This window comes from Cellulomonas sp. Root485 (assembly GCF_001426705.1).
Taxonomy (GTDB): domain Bacteria; phylum Actinomycetota; class Actinomycetes; order Actinomycetales; family Cellulomonadaceae; genus Cellulomonas.
This window is the reverse complement of record NZ_LMFC01000001.1, coordinates 1,000,160-1,017,329: the sequence shown is the minus strand read 5'-3', so window position 1 is coordinate 1,017,329 and position 17,170 is coordinate 1,000,160. Positions and strand designations below refer to the sequence as shown.

The window sequence follows — 17,170 nt, the reverse complement described above, 5'->3', positions numbered from 1 at the left end:
CCGCGGGAGCGCCCTCGCACCCGCCCTGACTTGCAATCTGGCACTGATGATCGGCGGCCGCGCGCTCGGAGATCTCGCGCGGACTGAGAGACGCCCGCCCCACCGTCGGATGTGCGCCGACGGTGAGGCGGGCGGTGTGCTCAGGCGGCGTCGATCGCGCCCTGCATGTTGGTCACCATCGTGTTCCACGCGGCGGCCGGGTCAGGCGCCTGGCCACCGATGATCTGGACCTCGGTCGTGCCCCAGAACTCCCACATCGAGCCCATCTCGGGGGTCGACGGCATGGGCGCACCGGTCGCGCCGGCCTCGTTGAAGCCCTGGAGGATCGGGTCGTCGATCTTCTCCGCCGAGGCGGTCAGGGCCGGGAGGCGACCGCCGGACTCGTACAGCTCGGTCTGGATCTTCTCGGTGGTGAGGAAGTTCGTCACGAACTCGTTGGCGAGGACGGCGTTCTTCGACTTGGCGGAGATGAACGCGCCCTGGACGCCGACGAACGGCTTCGACTCCTGGCCACCGGCGCTCGGGACGGGGAGCACGGAGATGTCCATGCCCTCGTCGACGAACTCCGTGGCGTACCACGGGCCGGAGACGATGTACGGGGCCTTGCCGTCGAGGAAGGCCTGCTTGGCCTTGTCGCCGTCGATCTGCGGGTCGAGGACCTTCTCCTGGCCCAGCTTCTGCAGGTAGGCCGCGAACGCGTCACCCGCGGGGCCGCCCAGGCCGAGCTCGGTCGTGTACGAGCCGTCCTCGGTCTGCGTGAAGATCGGGGCACCGAACGACGTCTGCAGCGGGTACAGGTGGTACGCGTCGCCGGCGTCCGGACCCTGCTGGATCACGACGGAGAACTCGGTGCCGGCACCCTTGGCCTGCGCGACGAGCTCGTCGAAGGTGGTGGCGGGCGTGTCGGGAAGGATCGCGTTGTTGCGGATGAGCGCGATGTTCTCGATCGCGTACGGCATGCCGTACTGCTGGCCGTCGTAGGCGAACGCGGTGATGGCGGACTCCGCGAAGTTGCCGGCCTGGTCGCCCAGCTCGATCGGGGCCACGACACCGTTGGTGACGAAGCTGCCGGTCCAGTCGTGGGCACCGATGATGACGTCGGGGCCCTCGCCCGTCGGCACCTGTGCGATGAAGTCGTCCTTGATCTCACCCGAGATCTTCTGCACGAGCTCGACCTTGACGCCGGTCTCGGCCTCGAACTCGGCGGCGATGGGCTTGAACGAGTCGATGCGGGTCTCGTCGACCCACATCACGAACGAACCGGTGGACTCGGCCGCGCTGCTGGTGGTGTCGTCGGCCGGCTCCTCAGCCGAGCCCGAGCACGCGGTGAGCGTCAGCGCGAGGCCGAGCGTCGCCGCGACGACAGGGATGCTCCGTCGCATCGTCATCTCCAAAGTGGGGTGTGTGCCGCGCGGCGGAACCCCACCGACGCTGGCCTGATGCGCCGAAGTTAGCCTCGTTGCCACAGCGCTTGCAAGTCGTTACGGTAACTTTCAGGCAACGGTTTCACGGAGCGTGCAGACGCATCACTGCACCCACGACGAACCACTCATGAACGACTACGGACGAGGAGGTCCGGTGTCCCCTACGCTGCCGCCTGTGCGCACCCGACTGACGGACCTGGCCGAACAGGCCGGCGTCAGCACGGCAACGGTGTCTCGGGTCCTCAACGGCAAGCACGGCGTGTCGGCCCAGGCGCGGCAAGCCGTGCTGGCGGCCCTCGACGTGCTCGGGTACGAGCGACCCGAGAAGCTGCGCACCCGGTCCGCCGGCCTCGTCGGCCTCGTGGTGCCCGAGCTGTCGAACCCGGTGTTCCCGGCGTTCGCGCAGGTCATCGAGACGATGCTGACCGAGCGGGGGTACACGCCGCTGCTGTGCACGCAGTCGCCGGGCGGGACCACCGAGGACCAGTACGTCGAGATGCTGCTCGAGCACGCCGTCGACGGGATCGTCTTCGTGTCCGGCCTGCACGCCGACACGACCGCCAGCAAGGAGCGGTACCACCGCCTGCGCAGCCGCGGCATGCCGATCGTCCTGGTCAACGGCTTCGCCGAAGGGGTCGACGCCCCGTCCGTGTCGACCGACGACTCGGCCGCGCTGGACCTGGCCTTCCGGCACCTGGTCTCGCTGGGCCATCGCTCGATCGGCCTAGCGATCGGCCCGGAGCGCTTCGTGCCGGCCGCCCGCAAACGGGTGGAGTTCGCGGTCAACCTGGAACGCCACCTCGGCGTCACGGACACCGACGGTCACGTCGTCACCACGCTGTTCACGGTCGAGGGTGGCCAGGCGGCGGCCCTCGAGCTGATCGACTCGGGGCACACCGCGATCATCTGCGGCTCGGACCTGATGGCGCTCGGCGCCATCCGTGCGGCCCGCTCGCGCGGGCTGTCGGTGCCGGGCGACCTGTCGGTGGTCGGCTTCGACGACTCCCCGCTGATCGCGTTCACCGACCCGCCGCTGACCACCGTGCGCCAGCCGGTGCTCTCCATGGGCCACGCCGCGGTCTCCGCGCTCGTCGGCGAGATCAACGGAACCCCGGCATCCCGGACAGAGCTCAAGTTCCACCCCGAGCTCATCGTCCGCGGCTCCACCGGCGCCGCACCTGTCCTGACCTCGGTCGCTGTGACCGCTGAGGCTCCCGCCGTACTCTGACCGGACCGTGAGTCCTCCGGGACCCCTGTTCGGCAACGGCGCCTCCCCCCTTCTGAGACCCCGCGAAGTGAGGCATGCCCGCATGACGACGATCGACACCCGACCCCTGCGCACCCTGGTGCACACCGCCGGATCGCCCGACGGCGAGTGGTGGCGGGATGCCGTGATCTACCAGGTCTACCCGCGCTCGTTCGCCGACGCGTCCGGTGACGGCATCGGCGACCTGCCCGGCGTGACCTCGCGCCTGGACCACCTGGCCGAGCTCGGCGTGGACGCCGTGTGGCTCTCGCCGTTCTACCGGTCCCCCCAGGCCGACGCCGGGTACGACGTGGCCGACTACCGCGACGTCGACCCGCTCTTCGGCACGCTCGCCGACTTCGACGTCATGCTCGAGCGCGCCCACCGCCTCGGCCTGCGCGTGATCGTCGACCTGGTGCCCAACCACACCTCCGACGAGCACGCGTGGTTCCAGGCGGCGCTGGCCGCCGGACCGGGCTCCCCGGAGCGCGCCCGCTACCTGTTCCGTGAGGGCCGCGGGGTCGACGGGACCGAGCCGCCCAACAACTGGCAGTCGATCTTCGGCGGCCCGGCGTGGACCCGGACGACGGACCCCGACGGCACGCCCGGCGAGTGGTACCTGCACCTGTTCGACTCGCGCCAGCCCGACCTGGACTGGGAGCACCCCGAGGTGCGGTCGGAGTTCGAGGACGTCCTGCGGTTCTGGCTGGGCCGCGGGGTCGACGGCTTCCGCATCGACGTCGCGCACGGCATGGTCAAGGCCCCCGGGCTCCCCGACTGGGACGGCCACGTCTCCATGATCGAGGGGTCCGACGACGTCGAGCCCACCGACACCGTCTCCGGCTCCGGCAACCAGGGCCCGATGTTCGACCAGGACGGCGTGCACGACATCTACCGCGCGTGGCACCAGGTGCTCGCCGAGTACGACGGCGACCGAGCTCTCGTCGCCGAGGCCTGGGTGGAGCCCCTGTCCCGGTTGAGCCGCTACGTGCGGTCCGACGAGATGCACCAGGCCTTCAACTTCGCGTTCCTGGCGACGCACTGGGACGCCCCGGCGCTGCGCACGGTCGTCGAGGCGTCGTACCGCGCGTCGGACGCTGTCGGCGCCCCGACCACCTGGGTCCTCTCGAACCACGACGTCGTCCGGCACGCCTCCCGGCTGGGCCTGCCCGAGCCGGGCTCACGCCCCAACGGCATCGGGCACGGCGACGAGCAGCCCGACGAGGCCCTCGGCCTGCAGCGCGCCCGCTGCGCGTCGCTGCTGATGCTGGGCCTGCCCGGCTCGGCCTACCTGTACCAGGGCGAGGAGCTCGGCCTTCCGGACCACACGTCGCTCGACGACGACCTGCGCCAGGACCCCGCGTTCTTCCGGACCGGCGGCGCAGAGCGCGGTCGCGACGGTTGCCGTGTGCCGCTGCCCTGGGCCGCCGCTGAAGACGGCTTCGGCTTCTCGCCGACCGGTGTGACGTGGCTCCCCCAGCCGGCCGAGTGGGCCTCGTACGCGCTCGACGCCCAGCGCGGCGTCGCCGGGTCGACCTACGAGACCTACCGGTCGGCGCTGCAGCTGCGCCGGGAGTCGGGTCTGGGCTCGGGCGGGATGGAGTGGCTGCACGGCCTCGGGGACGACGTCATCGCGTTCGTGAACCGGGACGTCCTGGTCGTCGCCAACCTCGGCCCCGAGCCCGTGGGGTTGCCTGCAGGCGCAGAGGTGCTGCTGGCGTCGATCGACCCGGCGGTCGCCGCCGACGGCTCGGTGCTGGTGCCGTCCGACGCCACCGTCTGGGCGCGTTACTCCGCCTGACCGGCGACGACGGCCCCGCCCTCGCGGCGGGGCCGTTCGTCGTTCAGGGGCGTGAGGACACGTCCCATGCCTGTGCCGAGCGGGGCGGGAGGGTGACAGTGATCGTGCCGTCCCGCACGGTCGACCCGGCGCAGTCGTCGGTCGAGAGCACGTCGCAGTAGTCGCCGTCGGGCAGGCTCGTCGCCAGGTCGGCGCGCAGCTCGTCGTCGCCGGCGTTGACCACGACGAACCCACGGTCGCCGCGTCCGAACGCCACGGCGTCGCCCTGCGACCACTCGTCGGTCCGGGCCGCGTCACCGACGACGTTGCGCCAGCCGACCATGCCCGCGATCTGCGGCCAGCGGTGCTGGCACACCCAGTCGCCGTCCTGCGGGTCCGCGCTGCAGGAGGCGTCGAGCACCGTCCCGTCGCTGTCCTGCGGCGGTCCGGCGTCGCGGTCGGAGAACGCGTAGCCGCTGTAGACCACGGGCGTGCCGTACGTACCGGCGAGCATGAGGACGTTCGCCAGCGCGTACCGCTCGCCGTCGGCGTAGCTGAGCGTCGAGCCGTTGCGCTCGGTGTCGTGGTTGTCGACGAACACCACCGCCTGGTCGGACGGCACCCACGTCGAGGACGAGCCGAGGTCGAGCGCGAGCCCGGGAGAGCCCGCGAGCACGCCCTGCAGCTCCTTGGCGTAGGCGAACTCGTAGACCTGGCCGTTGCCGAGGTACTGCTCGGGCGTGATCGGCTCGCCGCTGCCGCGGATGACCTCCTGCGCGATGCCGGCCCCCTCGGGCAGCCCGGCGACGACCGCGGCGATGTCCTCAGGAGCCATGTGCTTGGCCGCGTCGATGCGGAAGCCGTCGATCCCGAGGGAGAGCAGGTCGTCCAGGTACGCCGTGATCGTCGACCGCACGTGCTCGGTCGCGGTGTCCAGGTCGGCCAGGTTGACCAGCTCGCAGGTCTGCACCTGGGCCGCGTCCTGGTAGCTGGCGATGTCGTCGTTCGGGGTCAGTCCGCAGTGGTGGAAGTCGGCGTCCGTCCAGATCCCGGGGTACTCGTAGTGCGTGTACGACGAGCCCGCCCAGCCGGTGCCCGGAGCGTCCTGGCCGGTCATGTGGTTGATCACGGCGTCGGCCCACACGTCGACGCCCGCGTCGTGGCACGTCTGCACCATGGCCGCGTACTGCTCCCGTGTGCCCAGCCGGGACTCCACCCGGTAGCTCACCGGCTGGTAGGAGGTCCACCACTGGTCTCCGGTGATGTGCTCCTGAGGCGGGCTGGTCAGCACCCAGCCGTAGCCGTCGGGGCCGAGGGTGTCGGTGCACTCCGCGGCGATCGCGTCCCACGTCCACTGGAAGAGCTGGACGCCGACGTCATGACGTTCGTCGGCGGCGGACGGCTCCGGCGTGCCCGAGCAGGCGGCGAGGAGCATCAGCGCACCGACCAGGGCGGTCGCACGGGCGGGCAGGCGCGTCATCGTCACCATCCGGAGCGGGCTGCAACTCGTTGCAGCAACTTGCAGGAGGGCCCACCCTAGAGCGTGACGGTGGTTCCCACCAGCACCAGCTCGCTCGTGTGCGAGCCGAGGATCCCCACCCCGGTCGGCCGCGGCTCGAAGCCGGGCAGCTCTTCGAGCCCGTCGCTGCCGTCGGCCACCTGGAGCACCGCCTCCTGGTCACCGGAGAGCGTGAGCGTCACGTGCACACCGTCGTCCGGCGGCGCGTTGAACACGGCCGCGAGCGTGCCGTCGGCCACCGGGATGTCACGACCTTCGATCTGCGCGGACTGCACCCCCCCGTCCGCGATGGTCAGGGACACCAGTCGCACGTCTCGCTGCGGGGCGACCGTCAGCTCGAGCGTCCGGACGCCGTTCGCCGTCGTGTCGGAGTCGATCGTCACCTCGGGTGCGGGCAGGTCCGCCGGTTCGGCCTGGCCGGTCCACACGTCGGTGCCGAGCAGCGGGAACGTCGAGTGGACGTCCTCGTGGTCCGAGACGAACTGGCCGGTCCAGTCGCTCGGGCTGACCTCCGAGCTGATCCACCAGGCGTCTCCGGAGTCCGCGTCCAGCGCGTACATGAGCTGCGTCGGCAGAGGGTGCGCCTCGTCGAACTGATCGACCACCAGGCCCACGCCTACGCAGGCCACCGCCACGACGCCGGCCCCGAGCGCCGGGAGCAGCGACCGGCGGCCCCGCGGGACCAGACCGTCGAGCACGGGCAGCAGCGCGAGCCCCAGCAGCACCGCGAACAGCGCCGGAGCCGCACCGGTCGCCAGCCCGAGGGCCGGCAGGAACAGCATCACGATCGGCGCGAGCACCACGACGGCAACAGCCCCGGCGACCGTGTGCACCACGACGCGCGACGTGTCACCGAGACGCAGCGCGACGATGCCGCCGACCGCTCCGGCGAGCGCCGGCAGAGCGGCCAGGTACGAGCCACCCGGTGTGACGGACGCGAGGACGAGCCCGAGCACGGCCAGCCAGCCGAGCGCGCCGACCACCAGCGCGGGAGCACCGAGCCGGGCGCGCAGCGCGCCGAACCACAGCAGCAGGACGGTGACCACGAGCGAGACGAGCGCGACCCGGAACCACCACGGCTGCCACGGGTCGAGCAGCTCGGCGTACCCGGGCCGCAGCGCCACCAGCAGCATCCAGAACAGCTGCGCCACGACCACGACCAGCACGATCGGCGCGAGGGCCCACGCGAAGCCCGCGGCCAGCCGTCGCCCGGTGACCAGCTCGCGCCGTACGGAGAGCCACCCGAGGGCCACCACCGCGAGCGCGGCCAGCACCGCGACCGGCCACACCAGCCAGCCGGGGTAGCGCGCGAGCTCTCCGAAGGCCGGGAAGTAGGTGGCGTCGTTCGCCGACGGGACGCTCAGCGCGGAGATGTCGTCGTCACCGAGCGCCCGGGCCAGCGCGAGGGCGTTCGAGCCGTGGTGCTGCAGGCTCGCGAGGTCCATGTACTCGGGGCGGTCCTCCGGCGCGTGGTACGCCGCCGAGCCGTCGATGTAGGCGGTGTTCAGGCCCGCGAAGCGCTCCTCCTCGCGGAACGGCGTGAAGTCCGTGTCGTTGGGCAGGATCCGGTAGACCTCGACGGCCATCGAGCTGCCGACGGGGTGCGGGACGGTGGAGTACACGTCGACCAGGGCGGCGTTGCCGCGCGACGTCTCGAACATGATCGCCGGGCCGGACGAGCCGCGGGCCTCGACGTTGAGCACCACGCCGCCGTCGGCCCCGAGCGGGTCGTCGTGCACGAACGCCTCGGCGCCGCACAGGCAGGCCTCCTCGGCGTCGGTGAACAGCAGGACGAGGTCGTTCGTCAGCGGCGGCCCCTCGCGCAGCGCGCGGACGGTCTCGAGCAGGGTGGCGGTACCGGCGCCGTCGTCGTTGGCGCCGTAGGACACCTGCACCGAGTCGTAGTGCGCGACCAGGAACACGGTGCCCGTCGAGTCGGTGCCGGGCAGGACCGCGACCACGTTCTCGACGGCGGCCAGCCCGTACCCGCTGCCGAGGGCGCCCGTCGCGCCGACGCCCTCGACCACCTCGGGCTCCAGGCCGAGGTCGGTGAGCGTGTCGACGAGGTAGTCCCGCACGTCTCCGGCTGCCGCGCTGCCCGCCGGGTGGACCTCCTGCCCGATGACCTGCACGTGCTCGAACGCCCGCTGCGCGCTGAACGAGTCCGCGGGTGCGTCGGCAGATGCGGGCGGGGGCGGCCAGACCGTCCACAGGCTCACCGCCGTCAGCACCACGAGGACAGCAAGGCTGAGCAAGGAGAGTCCGCGGGACCTCGTCGTCTCGTTCACGCGTTCATGATCGCGCGCCGACCCCCTCCTAGGGTGTGCACCGTGCCTCGTGTCCTCGTCAACGGTCCCGCCTCCTGGAACACGCTGGTCCGGCTGCCGTCGCTGCCGGAACCGCGCTCGCAGACGCTCTTCGCCAGCGGCCATCACGACGGTCTGGGTGGGACGTCGGCGGGCAAGGCGCTCACGCTGGCCGCGCTCGGCATCGACGTGACGCTGCGCACCGCGATCGGGGACGACCGCGAGGGCTCGCTCGTCCGCGCCGCGCTGGCGCACCCGAGGATCTCGCTGGTCGTCCAGCAGGTCACTGCCACCGAGCGGCACGTGAACCTCATGGCCGACGACGGCTCGCGCGTCTCGCTCTACCTGGAGCTGCCGTCCCCGGGCGCCGGCACGATCCCGTCGTTCGACGGCGTCGACGCGGCCGTCCTCGACCTGGCCGACCACAGCCGTCCCCTCCTCGGCGCGGCTCGTGCCGCCGGGGTGCCCGTCTGGTGCGACGTGCACGACGACGACGGTCTCGCCGACTTCCCGCGCGACTTCGTGGCGTCCGCCGACGTGCTCGTGGTCAGCGCCGCGAGACTGGCAGACGCCCGCGCGTACCTCGTGGACGCGGTCACGCGCGGGTGCCGGCTCGCGGTCTGCACGGACGGCGCGGCGGGCGCGCTGGCGCTCGATGCCGCCGGCTGGATCGAGGTGCCGGCCGCACGCGTGGACGACGTCGTCGACACCAACGGCGCCGGCGACGCGTTCCTGGCCGGGCTGCTCAGCGGCACGCTGGACGGCCTGCCGGCCGAGAGTGCTCTCGCCCGAGCGTCGGCGGCAGGCGCGGCGGCGGTGACCACCCGCGACCTGGGAGCACCCACGGCCACGCTCTCGTCCCTCGACCGCCGTGCTGCGACGGTGCGGGTCCGTCGCGTGTGACGCACCGCGGGCGCCGGCCCTCTCCCGCGAACAAGTCCTGAGTGCTGCCACCGGGGCGTCACGCGGCACTCATGGCTCGTTCGGGGGTAGGTCGACGACGTCAGCCGCCCGAGACGCTCAGCTCGGCCTCGTGGAGGGCCTTCGCGAACTCCGGGGACAGGTCTCGGGAGTCGAGCCAGCCGTACGGGAGCAGGGGGCGCTTGGGCGACCCGGCCCGGCCGCGCTGCCCCTCGGCACCGGCCCCGGGGTAGCCCTGGTCCAGGTCGAGACGGGCGAGGCGCTCGTCGAGCTCGGCCATCGTCGAGACCAGCCCGAGGGCGGCCCGGGTCTCCCCGCCGACGACGTAGCCCTTGAAGTACCAGGCCATGTGCTTGCGCATCTCGCGCAGCGCCTTGCCCTCGTCACCGAAGTGCTCGACCATCAGCTCGGCGTGGCGGCGCACGATCGTCGCGACGTACCCGAGGCCGGGCCGGATGCGCTCGTCGGACCCCGCGAACGCGGCGGCGAGGTCGGCGAACAGCCACGGCCGGCCCTGGCAGCCACGGCCGACGACGACACCGTCGCACCCGGTCTGCGCGACCATCTCCAGGGCGTCCTCGGCGGACCAGATGTCCCCGTTGCCCAGCACCGGGATGTCGGTCACGGTGGCCTTGAGCTGCGCGATCGCGTCCCAGTCCGCCGTGCCGGAGTAGTAGTCGGCGGCGGTCCGGGCGTGCAGCGCGACGGCGGCGACCCCGACCTCCTGCGCGACCAGCCCGGCCTCGAGGTAGGTCAGGTGGTCGTCGTCGATGCCCTTGCGCATCTTCACCGTGACGGGGACGCCGTAGGGACGGGCGGCGTCGACGGCGGCCGTGATGATGGCGCGGAACAGGTCCCGCTTCCAGGGCAGCACCGCTCCCCCGCCGCGCCGCGTGACCTTGGGCACCGGGCAGCCGAAGTTGAGGTCGACGTGGTCGGCGCGGTCCTCGCTCGCGATGAGCCGGACCGCGGCGCCGACCGTCGCGGGGTCCACGCCGTACACCTGGACGGACCGCGGCCGCTCGTCGGGCTCGTGCGAGATGATCCGCATCGACTCCTCACCGCGCTCGACCAGCGCGCGGGACGTGACCATCTCGGCGACGTACAACCCGGCGCCGGACTCGCGGCACAGGCGTCGGAACGCGGCGTTCGTGACACCGGCCATGGGCGCCAGGACGACGGGCGTGTCGATGGTCAGCGGACCGATGCGCAACGGCGGCAGCACGGCGCCGGGGCGCGCCGGAACCGCAGGAGTCGTCAGGGTCATGCCCCTAGTGTCCCTCAGCCGAGCAACCAGCCATATTCCTGGGCCAGACGGACCGCCTCGGCGCGCGTGCGGCCGCCCGTCTTGCCCATGGCGGCGGACAGGTAGTTGCGCACCGTGCCCTCGGACAGGAACGTCTCCCGGGCGATGTCCGCGACGGTTCCTCCGCCCGCCGCGGCGACCAGCACGTCCCGCTCCCGCTCGGTCAGCGGGCTCGTCCCGACGGCGAGCGACTCGACGGCCAGGTCCGGGTCGACGACGCGCAGCCCGCGGTGCACGCGGCGCACGGCGTCGGCCAGCTGCTCGGCGGGGGTGTCCTTCACGACGAACCCGCTGGCCCCGGCGTCGAGCGCGCGCCGGACGTAGCCGGGCCGCCCGAACGTGGTGACGATGAGCGACCGGCACGCGGGGTGCCGGGCCTTGAGCTCGGCGGCGGCCGTGATGCCGTCCATCCCGGGCATCTCGACGTCGAGCAGGGCGACGTCGGCGGCGTGCTCCCGCGCGGCGTGCAGCACCTCGTCCCCGCGACCCACCTGAGCGACCACCGTGAGGTCCGACTCGAGCTCCAGCAGCGCCGCGAGCGCGCCGCGCACGAGCGCCTGGTCGTCGGCGAGCAGCAGTCGGATCATCGGGCGCCCTGGGTGGTCACCAGCAGGCGGTACCCCCCGAGCGGGCTCGCGGACACCTCCACGCGCGCCCTGGACTCGCGGGCCCGCTCGGTCAGCCCGCGCAGCCCGTTGCCGGGCACCACGTCGGTGTTCGCCGGCCCGTACCCGTCGTCGTCGACGATGAGCGTGTCTCCCGTCATCGTGACCCGGACGCGGCTCGCCGCCGCGTGGCGCAGGACGTTCGTGGTGCCCTCGCGTACCGCCCACGCGAAGAGCTCGCGCAGGTCGTCGGGCACCTGGTCGACCGTCCCCGGGACGTCGGCGTCGACGCCCGCCGAGTCGAAGGCCTGGCGCGCGCCGGCAAGCTCGCCGGCGAGCGTCACGGCGCGCGTGGCGGAGACCATGCCGCGCACGTCGGCGAGCGCCGCACGGGCCAGCGCCTGGACCTCCGCGATCTCGGCACGCGCGCGGTCGGCGTCGAGGTCGAACAGCTTCCCGGCGAGCTCCGCCTTGACCGAGATCACCGTCAGGGAGTGGCCGAGGATGTCGTGCATGTCCCGCGCGATGCGCTCGCGCTCCCGCTCGACGGCCAGCACCGCGACCTCGTCCTGGGCGAGGGCCAGCTGCCGGTTGCGCAGCACCAGCTGCGTGAAACCGTAGACGGCGACGGACGCGAGGACCACCGAGATCACGAGGTCGTCGATCGGCTCCCAGCCGGGCACGATCCGTGGCACCACGACGATCACGACCGAGGCGAACACGGCGACCAGCAGCGCCCGCGGGTCCCGCATCAGGAAGATCGCGGAGACGCACACGAACACGAGGCCGACCAGGCCCTCTTCCCCCGCCGCGAGGGTCGACACGCCGACGAGGACGACCTGGCCCGCAAGCACGAAGCCGGTCCTCGGGTCGGGGAGGCTGCTGCCGTGCGGTCCCGCGCGGGTGAGGACGACCCACGCGAAGCTCACCGCCAGCCCCGCGATCGCGATGAGGGACAGCGTCCGCTCGATCCCGTGCGGGGCGTCCCACGCGGCCTGCCACGGCTGCAGCAGGAACACCGCCCAGACGATCCCCATGACCGGGCCGACGACGCGCATGACCCGCCGCGTCCGGGGACGGGACGGTCCGTCGTCGCCGACGAACGCCTCGCGACCGCCCCAGCGCGGCGCCGACCGGCTGCGGTCCGGAACCTCGCTGCTGGTCACAGCGCCCACGGTATCCGGACGGCAGCCGGTCGGACCGGCGTCGCTCGTGGTCACACGCGCGCCGTGTCGCGGCGGAACCGCCACGCGGCGCCGCCGACGAACACCGCCGCCCAGCCGACCACGTTGACGACGGCCCAGATGCTCGGGGTCTCGCCGGTCAGGGGTGCTCGGACGATCTCCGCCAGGCCGTAGGTGGGGACCATCTTCGCGATGTCCGCGAACAGCCCGTCACCGAGCGGCACGAAGAGCCCACCCGCGAACGCGAGCAGCGCGAGCACCGGGCCGAGGATCTGCATGACGTTCTCCGCCGGCAGCAGGTACCCCATGAAGAGGCCGAACGCGGCGAACACCACGGAGCCGACCCACGCGAGCCCGAGGGAGGCCGCGAGCGCGCCGGCGTCACCCGTCGCGCCGCTGGCCAGACCCACGATCGCGACCACCACGACGGCCGCGAGACCCATGACCATCGCGACGAGCACCTTGGTGAAGACGTAGGTCGACGGTCGCAGCGGGGTGAGCCGCAGCTGCCGGGTCCATCCCTGAGAGCGCTCGACCGACACGCTCGCACCGCCGCTCGTGGTGGCCAGCATGGCGCCGTACAGGGCCATCGAGACCATGATGAACGCGGTGACGTTGCCGTTGCCGACCGACTGCGTCGTGTACATGTCCGCCGTGCCGAAGATGAGGAAGAACACCGGCGGCATGATCAGCGTGAAGATCACCGTCCGGCGGTTGCGCAGCAGGCGGCGCAGCTCGATCGTCAGGAACGGGCCGTTGAGCAGGCCGGTGCGGGGCGTGCGGTCGACGGGTCGGACGGTGGTGATGGCGGCGGCGCTCATGCTGCACTCCCCTGGGTGTCGCCGGTCAGCGCGAGGAACGCGTCCTCGAGCCCGCGGGCGGTGATCTCGATGTCGCTCGCCGCGGTCGCGGTGAGCAGGTGACGGGCGACGCCGTCGGAGTCGGAGGTCCGCACCAGCAGCCGGTCCTTACGCAGCTCGACCGACTGCACCCCGGGGATCGCCTCGAGGGCCGCGGTCTGCGCGACGGTGACGTCCGGCAGCGTGGCGGTGACCAGCCGGCCCGACGCGAGGTTCTTCACCTGCGCCGCGGACCCGTCGGCCACGATCCGCCCGTGGCTGACCAGGACGATCCGGTCGGCGTAGGCGTCGGCCTCCTCGAGGTAGTGCGTGGCGAAGAGGATCGTCCGGCCGCGCGAGGCGTCGGTTCGCAGGGCGGTCCAGAAGTCGCGGCGGCCCTCCACGTCCATGCCCGTGGTCGGCTCGTCGAGCACGATCACGTCCGGGTCCGGCAGCAGCGCGAGCGCGAACCGGAGCCGCTGCTGCTGACCTCCGGAGCACTTGCCCACCTTGCGGTCGGCGATGTCGGCGATGCCGGCCCGGGCGAGCACCTCGCCGACCGAGCGCGACGCACGGAAGAACGATGCCGTCAGCTCGACGGTCTCGCCGACCGTGAGGTCCTTGAGCAGTCCGCCGCTCTGCATGACGGCCGAGACCCGACCCTCGGCGATCGCGCGGTTCGGGTCGAGCCCCAGCACGGAGACCGAGCCGGAGTCCGGACGGGCGAGGCCGAGCAGCATGTCGATCGTCGTCGTCTTGCCGGCCCCGTTGGGACCGAGGAACGCGACGACCTCGCCGGGCGCGATCGCCAGGTCGATCCCGTCGACGGCACGGACGGTGCCGAAGGACTTGTGCAGGCCCCGGAGGTCGATCGCCAGCGGGCCCGGTCCGGCCGGAGCCGGTGTGGGGAGGGTGTCGGTGAAGGTCATGGCTCGATCCTGACCGGGGCAGGCAGCCCGCTCCCCCGTCGCCCGTCACCGGCTCGCGATGACGGATGTCACCCGCGCGCTCAACCTTCCGGGCAGGTGCTGCGTCTTCTACGGTGTGAGCCCGATGCCCCACGCGCCGCAGCGTCCCGCCCCGACCGACGACGTCGGCGAGGAGTCGGCGCGCGTCCTGAGCACCGGCGGACCACCGGACACCGACGCCGAGTTCACCGCGTTCATGCGGGCGCACACCGCCGACCTGCTGCGCACGGCGTGGCTGCTCGTCGGCGACGCGCACCGCGCCGAGGAGCTGGTCCAGCACGCCCTGGTCCGCACCTACGCGTCGTGGTCCCGTGCTCGTCGCGACGACCCCCTCGCCTACGCCCGCCGCACGCTGGTGAACCTGCGCATCGACACCTGGCGACGACGCCGCCGCGAGGTCCTGTCCGCCCCGGAGCAGCTGCCAGAGACGTGGGCGTCCGGCACCCTGAGCCCCTCCGACGACCGTGACCAGCTCGTCCGCGCCCTCGCCCTGCTGTCCCCCCGGCAGCGTCGGATCGTCGTCCTGCGGCACTTCGTCGGGCTGCCGGAGGCCGAGGTGGCCGCCGAGCTCGGCGTCAGCGTCGGCACCGTCAAGTCCACCGCGTCGCGAGGTCTCGCGACCCTGCGCACCGCGCTGACCACGATCGACCGGAGCACCCGATGAGCGCCACCCTGTCCGACGAGGACCTCGTCCGCTCCCTGCGCACCCGCGCCGACGCTGCTCTGCCGACGATGTCGCTGGACCCGGGCGCGACCGTCGTCGCCGGTCGACGCCGCCGCCGACGTCGTGCGGTCGCGGGCTCGGTGTCCGCCATCGCGGCACTCGCACTCGTGGCCGGAGTCGCCGTCGGCGCCATCCCGCTCCCGCACCGCACGCCGGTCGCCACGCAGGCGCCGCGGATGCTCGGCACCGAGGCCTCCGTCGAGGTCGCCCCGAACATCTGGGCCGCCAACGCGCCGATCACGCGGACCGCACCCGACGGCGACTGGCTCGACCTGAACCTGTCCGTCAGGCTCGACACCCGCAGCCCCACAGGCGGGCGGAACTACTCGGTGGGCATGCGTTCCCTCGACAACCTCCCCGATGGCCGCGCCGGCGTCGCGATCGCCGCTCGGGACGGCTACGACGGCGGGGACGGTTCGTCGCTCGGCACCGCCGCGACGCTGACGTGGAGCACCGACGGGGCCGACGACGGCAAGGCGCTGTACCCGGCGGCGCAGCGGGCCGCCTTCTTGCTGCCGGAGCCCTCGAGCAGCGACTGGCGGAGCCTCGTCGCGGTCCTCGTGGGAGACGTACCGCCCGGTCTTGAGAACCCACGCGTCTTCGTGACGTACCCGAGGGGTGTCGGCGAGGTCGTCGAGGACACCGTCTCCGACTCACCCGCGACCTTCGAGGTCCCCACCTTCCTGGCTCCCGGCACGGACGCGCGGCTTCTCTACGCGGTCCGTGAGACCGTCTCCGTCACCAACGGCATCGTGCTCCAAGGCGACCCGCCCCCGTTCGCGACGTTCGTCGGCGCGGACGGCACCTCCGTCGCGGGTGTGGGCTGCGGCAGGGTGAGTGCCTGTGCGTGGACCGCCGACCAGGTGCTCGAGCGGGTGCGCACCAGGGAGTGAGAACGCAGCAGGCCCGGAGAGCGCGCTCCGGGCCTGCTGCGTTCTCGGGTCAGGCGCCGACGAGGTGCTGCGCCAGGTAGCCGACGACCTTGTCCAGGGCGACGCGCTCCTGCGTCATGTCGTCGCGGTGCCGGATGGTGACGGCCTGGTCGTCGAGCGTGTCGAAGTCGACCGTGATGCAGAACGGCGTGCCGATCTCGTCCTGGCGGCGGTAGCGGCGACCGATGGCCCCGGCGTCGTCGAACTCGACGTTCCAGCTCTTGCGCAGCTCGGCGGCCAGGTCACGGGCCTTCGGCGACAGGGACTCGTTGCGGGACAGCGGCAGCACCGCGGCCTTGACGGGCGCGAGGCGCGGGTCGAGCTTCAGCACCGTGCGGACGTCGACGCCGCCCTTGGTGTTGGGCGCCTCGTCCTCGGTGTACGACTCGACGAGGAACGCCATGAGCGAGCGGGTCAGGCCGGCCGCGGGCTCGATGACGTACGGCACGTACCGGGTGTTCGTCGCCTGGTCGAAGTACGACAGGTCCTGGCCGGAGTGCTCGGTGTGCGTCTTGAGGTCGAAGTCCGTGCGGTTGGCGATGCCCTCGAGCTCGCCCCACTCGCTGCCCTGGAACCCGAAGCGGTACTCGATGTCGACGGTCCGCTTCGAGTAGTGCGACAGCTTCTCGGCCGGGTGCTCGTAGTGCCGCAGGTTCTCCCGGGCGATGCCCAGGTCGGTGTACCAGTCGGTGCGCTGGTCGATCCAGTACTGGTGCCACGTCTCGTCGGTGCCGGGCTCGACGAAGAACTCCATCTCCATCTGCTCGAACTCGCGGGTGCGGAAGATGAAGTTGCCGGGCGTGATCTCGTTGCGGAACGACTTGCCGATCTGGCCGATGCCGAACGGCGGCTTCTTGCGCGACGTCGTGCTCACGTTGGCGAAGTTCACGAAGATGCCCTGCGCGGTCTCGGGCCGAAGGTAGTGCAGGCCGGACTCGTCCTCGACGGGGCCGAGGTAGGTCTTGAGCATCATGTTGAAGTCGCGCGGCTCGGTCCACTGGCCGCGGGTGCCGCAGTTCGGGCACGCGATGTCCGCCAGACCGTGCTCGGGGACGCGGCCCTTCTTCTCCTCGAACTCCTCCAGCATGTGGTCCTCGCGGAACCGCTTGTGGCAGGAGAGGCACTCGGTCAGCGGGTCGGTGAAGACGCCGACGTGGCCGGACGCGACCCAGACCTGCCGCGGCAGGATCACCGAGGAGTCGAGGCCGACGATGTCGTCGCGGCTGGTCACCATCGTGCGCCACCACTGGCGCTTGATGTTCTCCTTGAGCTCCACGCCCAGCGGTCCGTAGTCCCATGCGGAGCGGGTACCGCCGTAGATCTCACCGCTCGGGAAGACGAACCCGCGCCGCTTGGCGAGGGAGACGACGGAGTCCAGGCGGGAGGGTGCAGCCACGATCGATCACTCCAGGGTGG

The 17,170-nt window shown here is 72.2% G+C and carries 14 protein-coding genes; 5 read left to right on the top strand and 9 right to left on the bottom strand.

From position 1 onward, the window contains the following. Window positions 1-140: 140 nt before the first annotated feature. Window positions 141-1,382: a maltose ABC transporter substrate-binding protein gene (locus ASD16_RS04655; RefSeq protein ID WP_055913436.1), complete on the bottom strand. Its 1,242-nt coding sequence runs from the start codon at window positions 1,380-1,382 to the stop codon at window positions 141-143. Window positions 1,383-1,551: 169 nt separating this feature from the next. On the opposite strand from ASD16_RS04655, the gene ASD16_RS04650 reads away from it, so the two are divergent. Both ASD16_RS04650 and ASD16_RS04645 read left to right on the top strand, forming a co-directional pair. Beyond that, entirely contained in the window at window positions 1,552-2,652 is a 1,101-nt protein-coding gene (locus ASD16_RS04650) for a LacI family DNA-binding transcriptional regulator (protein WP_055913433.1), read from the top strand. An 82-nt stretch (window positions 2,653-2,734) separates the two neighbouring features. Next, window positions 2,735-4,471, top strand: a complete 1,737-nt coding sequence (locus tag ASD16_RS04645) for a glycoside hydrolase family 13 protein (RefSeq protein WP_055913431.1) — start codon at window positions 2,735-2,737, stop codon at window positions 4,469-4,471. A gap of 43 nt (window positions 4,472-4,514) precedes the next feature. Here the strand turns inward: ASD16_RS04645 and ASD16_RS04640 are convergent, their stop codons facing one another. After that, a complete protein-coding gene (locus ASD16_RS04640) occupies window positions 4,515-5,930 on the bottom strand; it encodes an alpha-amylase family protein (protein WP_235523107.1) in 1,416 nt (471 codons plus the stop codon). Between the two features lie 56 nt (window positions 5,931-5,986). After that, window positions 5,987-8,257, bottom strand: coding sequence for a M28 family peptidase (locus ASD16_RS04635; RefSeq protein ID WP_200942837.1), 2,271 nt, complete (start codon window positions 8,255-8,257; stop codon window positions 5,987-5,989). A gap of 42 nt (window positions 8,258-8,299) precedes the next feature. On the opposite strand from ASD16_RS04635, the gene ASD16_RS04630 reads away from it, so the two are divergent. Next, entirely contained in the window at window positions 8,300-9,178 is an 879-nt protein-coding gene (locus ASD16_RS04630; RefSeq protein ID WP_055915714.1) for a carbohydrate kinase family protein, read from the top strand. Window positions 9,179-9,278: 100 nt separating this feature from the next. On the opposite strand, the gene dusB is transcribed toward ASD16_RS04630, so the two are convergent. Genes dusB through ASD16_RS04605 form a run of 5 tightly spaced genes read right to left on the bottom strand, consistent with a single transcriptional unit; the run spans window position 9,279 to window position 14,059 of the window. Then, the gene (gene dusB / locus ASD16_RS04625) at window positions 9,279-10,463 is read right to left on the bottom strand and encodes a tRNA dihydrouridine synthase DusB (RefSeq protein ID WP_055913422.1); all 1,185 of its coding nucleotides are present in this window, start codon (window positions 10,461-10,463) and stop codon (window positions 9,279-9,281) included. A 14-nt stretch (window positions 10,464-10,477) separates the two neighbouring features. Continuing rightward, on the bottom strand, window positions 10,478-11,089 hold the full coding sequence (locus ASD16_RS04620; RefSeq protein WP_055913419.1) for a response regulator transcription factor: 612 nt from the start codon (window positions 11,087-11,089) through the stop codon (window positions 10,478-10,480). Beyond that, window positions 11,086-12,273, bottom strand: coding sequence for a sensor histidine kinase (locus ASD16_RS04615; RefSeq protein WP_055913416.1), 1,188 nt, complete (start codon window positions 12,271-12,273; stop codon window positions 11,086-11,088). Before ASD16_RS04615 ends, ASD16_RS04620 begins: the two co-directional genes overlap by 4 nt. Before the next feature lie 50 nt (window positions 12,274-12,323). Then, on the bottom strand, window positions 12,324-13,112 hold the full coding sequence (locus ASD16_RS04610; protein ID WP_082570590.1) for an ABC transporter permease: 789 nt from the start codon (window positions 13,110-13,112) through the stop codon (window positions 12,324-12,326). Continuing rightward, window positions 13,109-14,059, bottom strand: a complete 951-nt coding sequence (locus tag ASD16_RS04605) for an ABC transporter ATP-binding protein (RefSeq protein ID WP_055913413.1) — start codon at window positions 14,057-14,059, stop codon at window positions 13,109-13,111. The genes ASD16_RS04610 and ASD16_RS04605 overlap by 4 nt, the downstream gene beginning before the upstream one ends. A 124-nt stretch (window positions 14,060-14,183) precedes the next feature. Here ASD16_RS04605 and ASD16_RS04600 point away from each other — a divergent pair, with 124 nt between their 5' ends. Together ASD16_RS04600 and ASD16_RS04595 are read left to right on the top strand one after the other, a co-directional pair. Then, window positions 14,184-14,762: a SigE family RNA polymerase sigma factor gene (locus tag ASD16_RS04600; RefSeq protein WP_082570589.1), complete on the top strand. Its 579-nt coding sequence runs from the start codon at window positions 14,184-14,186 to the stop codon at window positions 14,760-14,762. Then, window positions 14,759-15,715 carry a hypothetical protein gene (locus ASD16_RS04595; protein WP_055913410.1) on the top strand — a complete coding sequence of 319 codons (957 nt, stop codon included), beginning with the start codon at window positions 14,759-14,761 and terminating at the stop codon, window positions 15,713-15,715. The genes ASD16_RS04600 and ASD16_RS04595 overlap by 4 nt, the downstream gene beginning before the upstream one ends. A 49-nt stretch (window positions 15,716-15,764) precedes the next feature. Here the strand turns inward: ASD16_RS04595 and ASD16_RS04590 are convergent, their stop codons facing one another. Next, window positions 15,765-17,150 carry a glycine--tRNA ligase gene (locus ASD16_RS04590; protein WP_055913407.1) on the bottom strand — a complete coding sequence of 462 codons (1,386 nt, stop codon included), beginning with the start codon at window positions 17,148-17,150 and terminating at the stop codon, window positions 15,765-15,767. Window positions 17,151-17,170 lie beyond the last annotated feature (20 nt).

Coding starts and splice junctions, on each gene's coding strand:
- ASD16_RS04600 (WP_082570589.1), top strand. CDS start 14,184: ATGCCCCACGCGCCGCAGCGTCCCGCCCCGACCGACGACGTCGGCGAG.
- ASD16_RS04605 (WP_055913413.1), bottom strand. CDS start 14,059: ATGACCTTCACCGACACCCTCCCCACACCGGCTCCGGCCGGACCGGGC.
- ASD16_RS04650 (WP_055913433.1), top strand. CDS start 1,552: ATGAACGACTACGGACGAGGAGGTCCGGTGTCCCCTACGCTGCCGCCT.
- ASD16_RS04640 (WP_235523107.1), bottom strand. CDS start 5,930: ATGACGCGCCTGCCCGCCCGTGCGACCGCCCTGGTCGGTGCGCTGATG.
- ASD16_RS04595 (WP_055913410.1), top strand. CDS start 14,759: ATGAGCGCCACCCTGTCCGACGAGGACCTCGTCCGCTCCCTGCGCACC.
- dusB (WP_055913422.1), bottom strand. CDS start 10,463: ATGACCCTGACGACTCCTGCGGTTCCGGCGCGCCCCGGCGCCGTGCTG.
- ASD16_RS04610 (WP_082570590.1), bottom strand. CDS start 13,112: ATGAGCGCCGCCGCCATCACCACCGTCCGACCCGTCGACCGCACGCCC.
- ASD16_RS04620 (WP_055913419.1), bottom strand. CDS start 11,089: ATGATCCGACTGCTGCTCGCCGACGACCAGGCGCTCGTGCGCGGCGCG.
- ASD16_RS04655 (WP_055913436.1), bottom strand. CDS start 1,382: ATGCGACGGAGCATCCCTGTCGTCGCGGCGACGCTCGGCCTCGCGCTG.
- ASD16_RS04645 (WP_055913431.1), top strand. CDS start 2,735: ATGACGACGATCGACACCCGACCCCTGCGCACCCTGGTGCACACCGCC.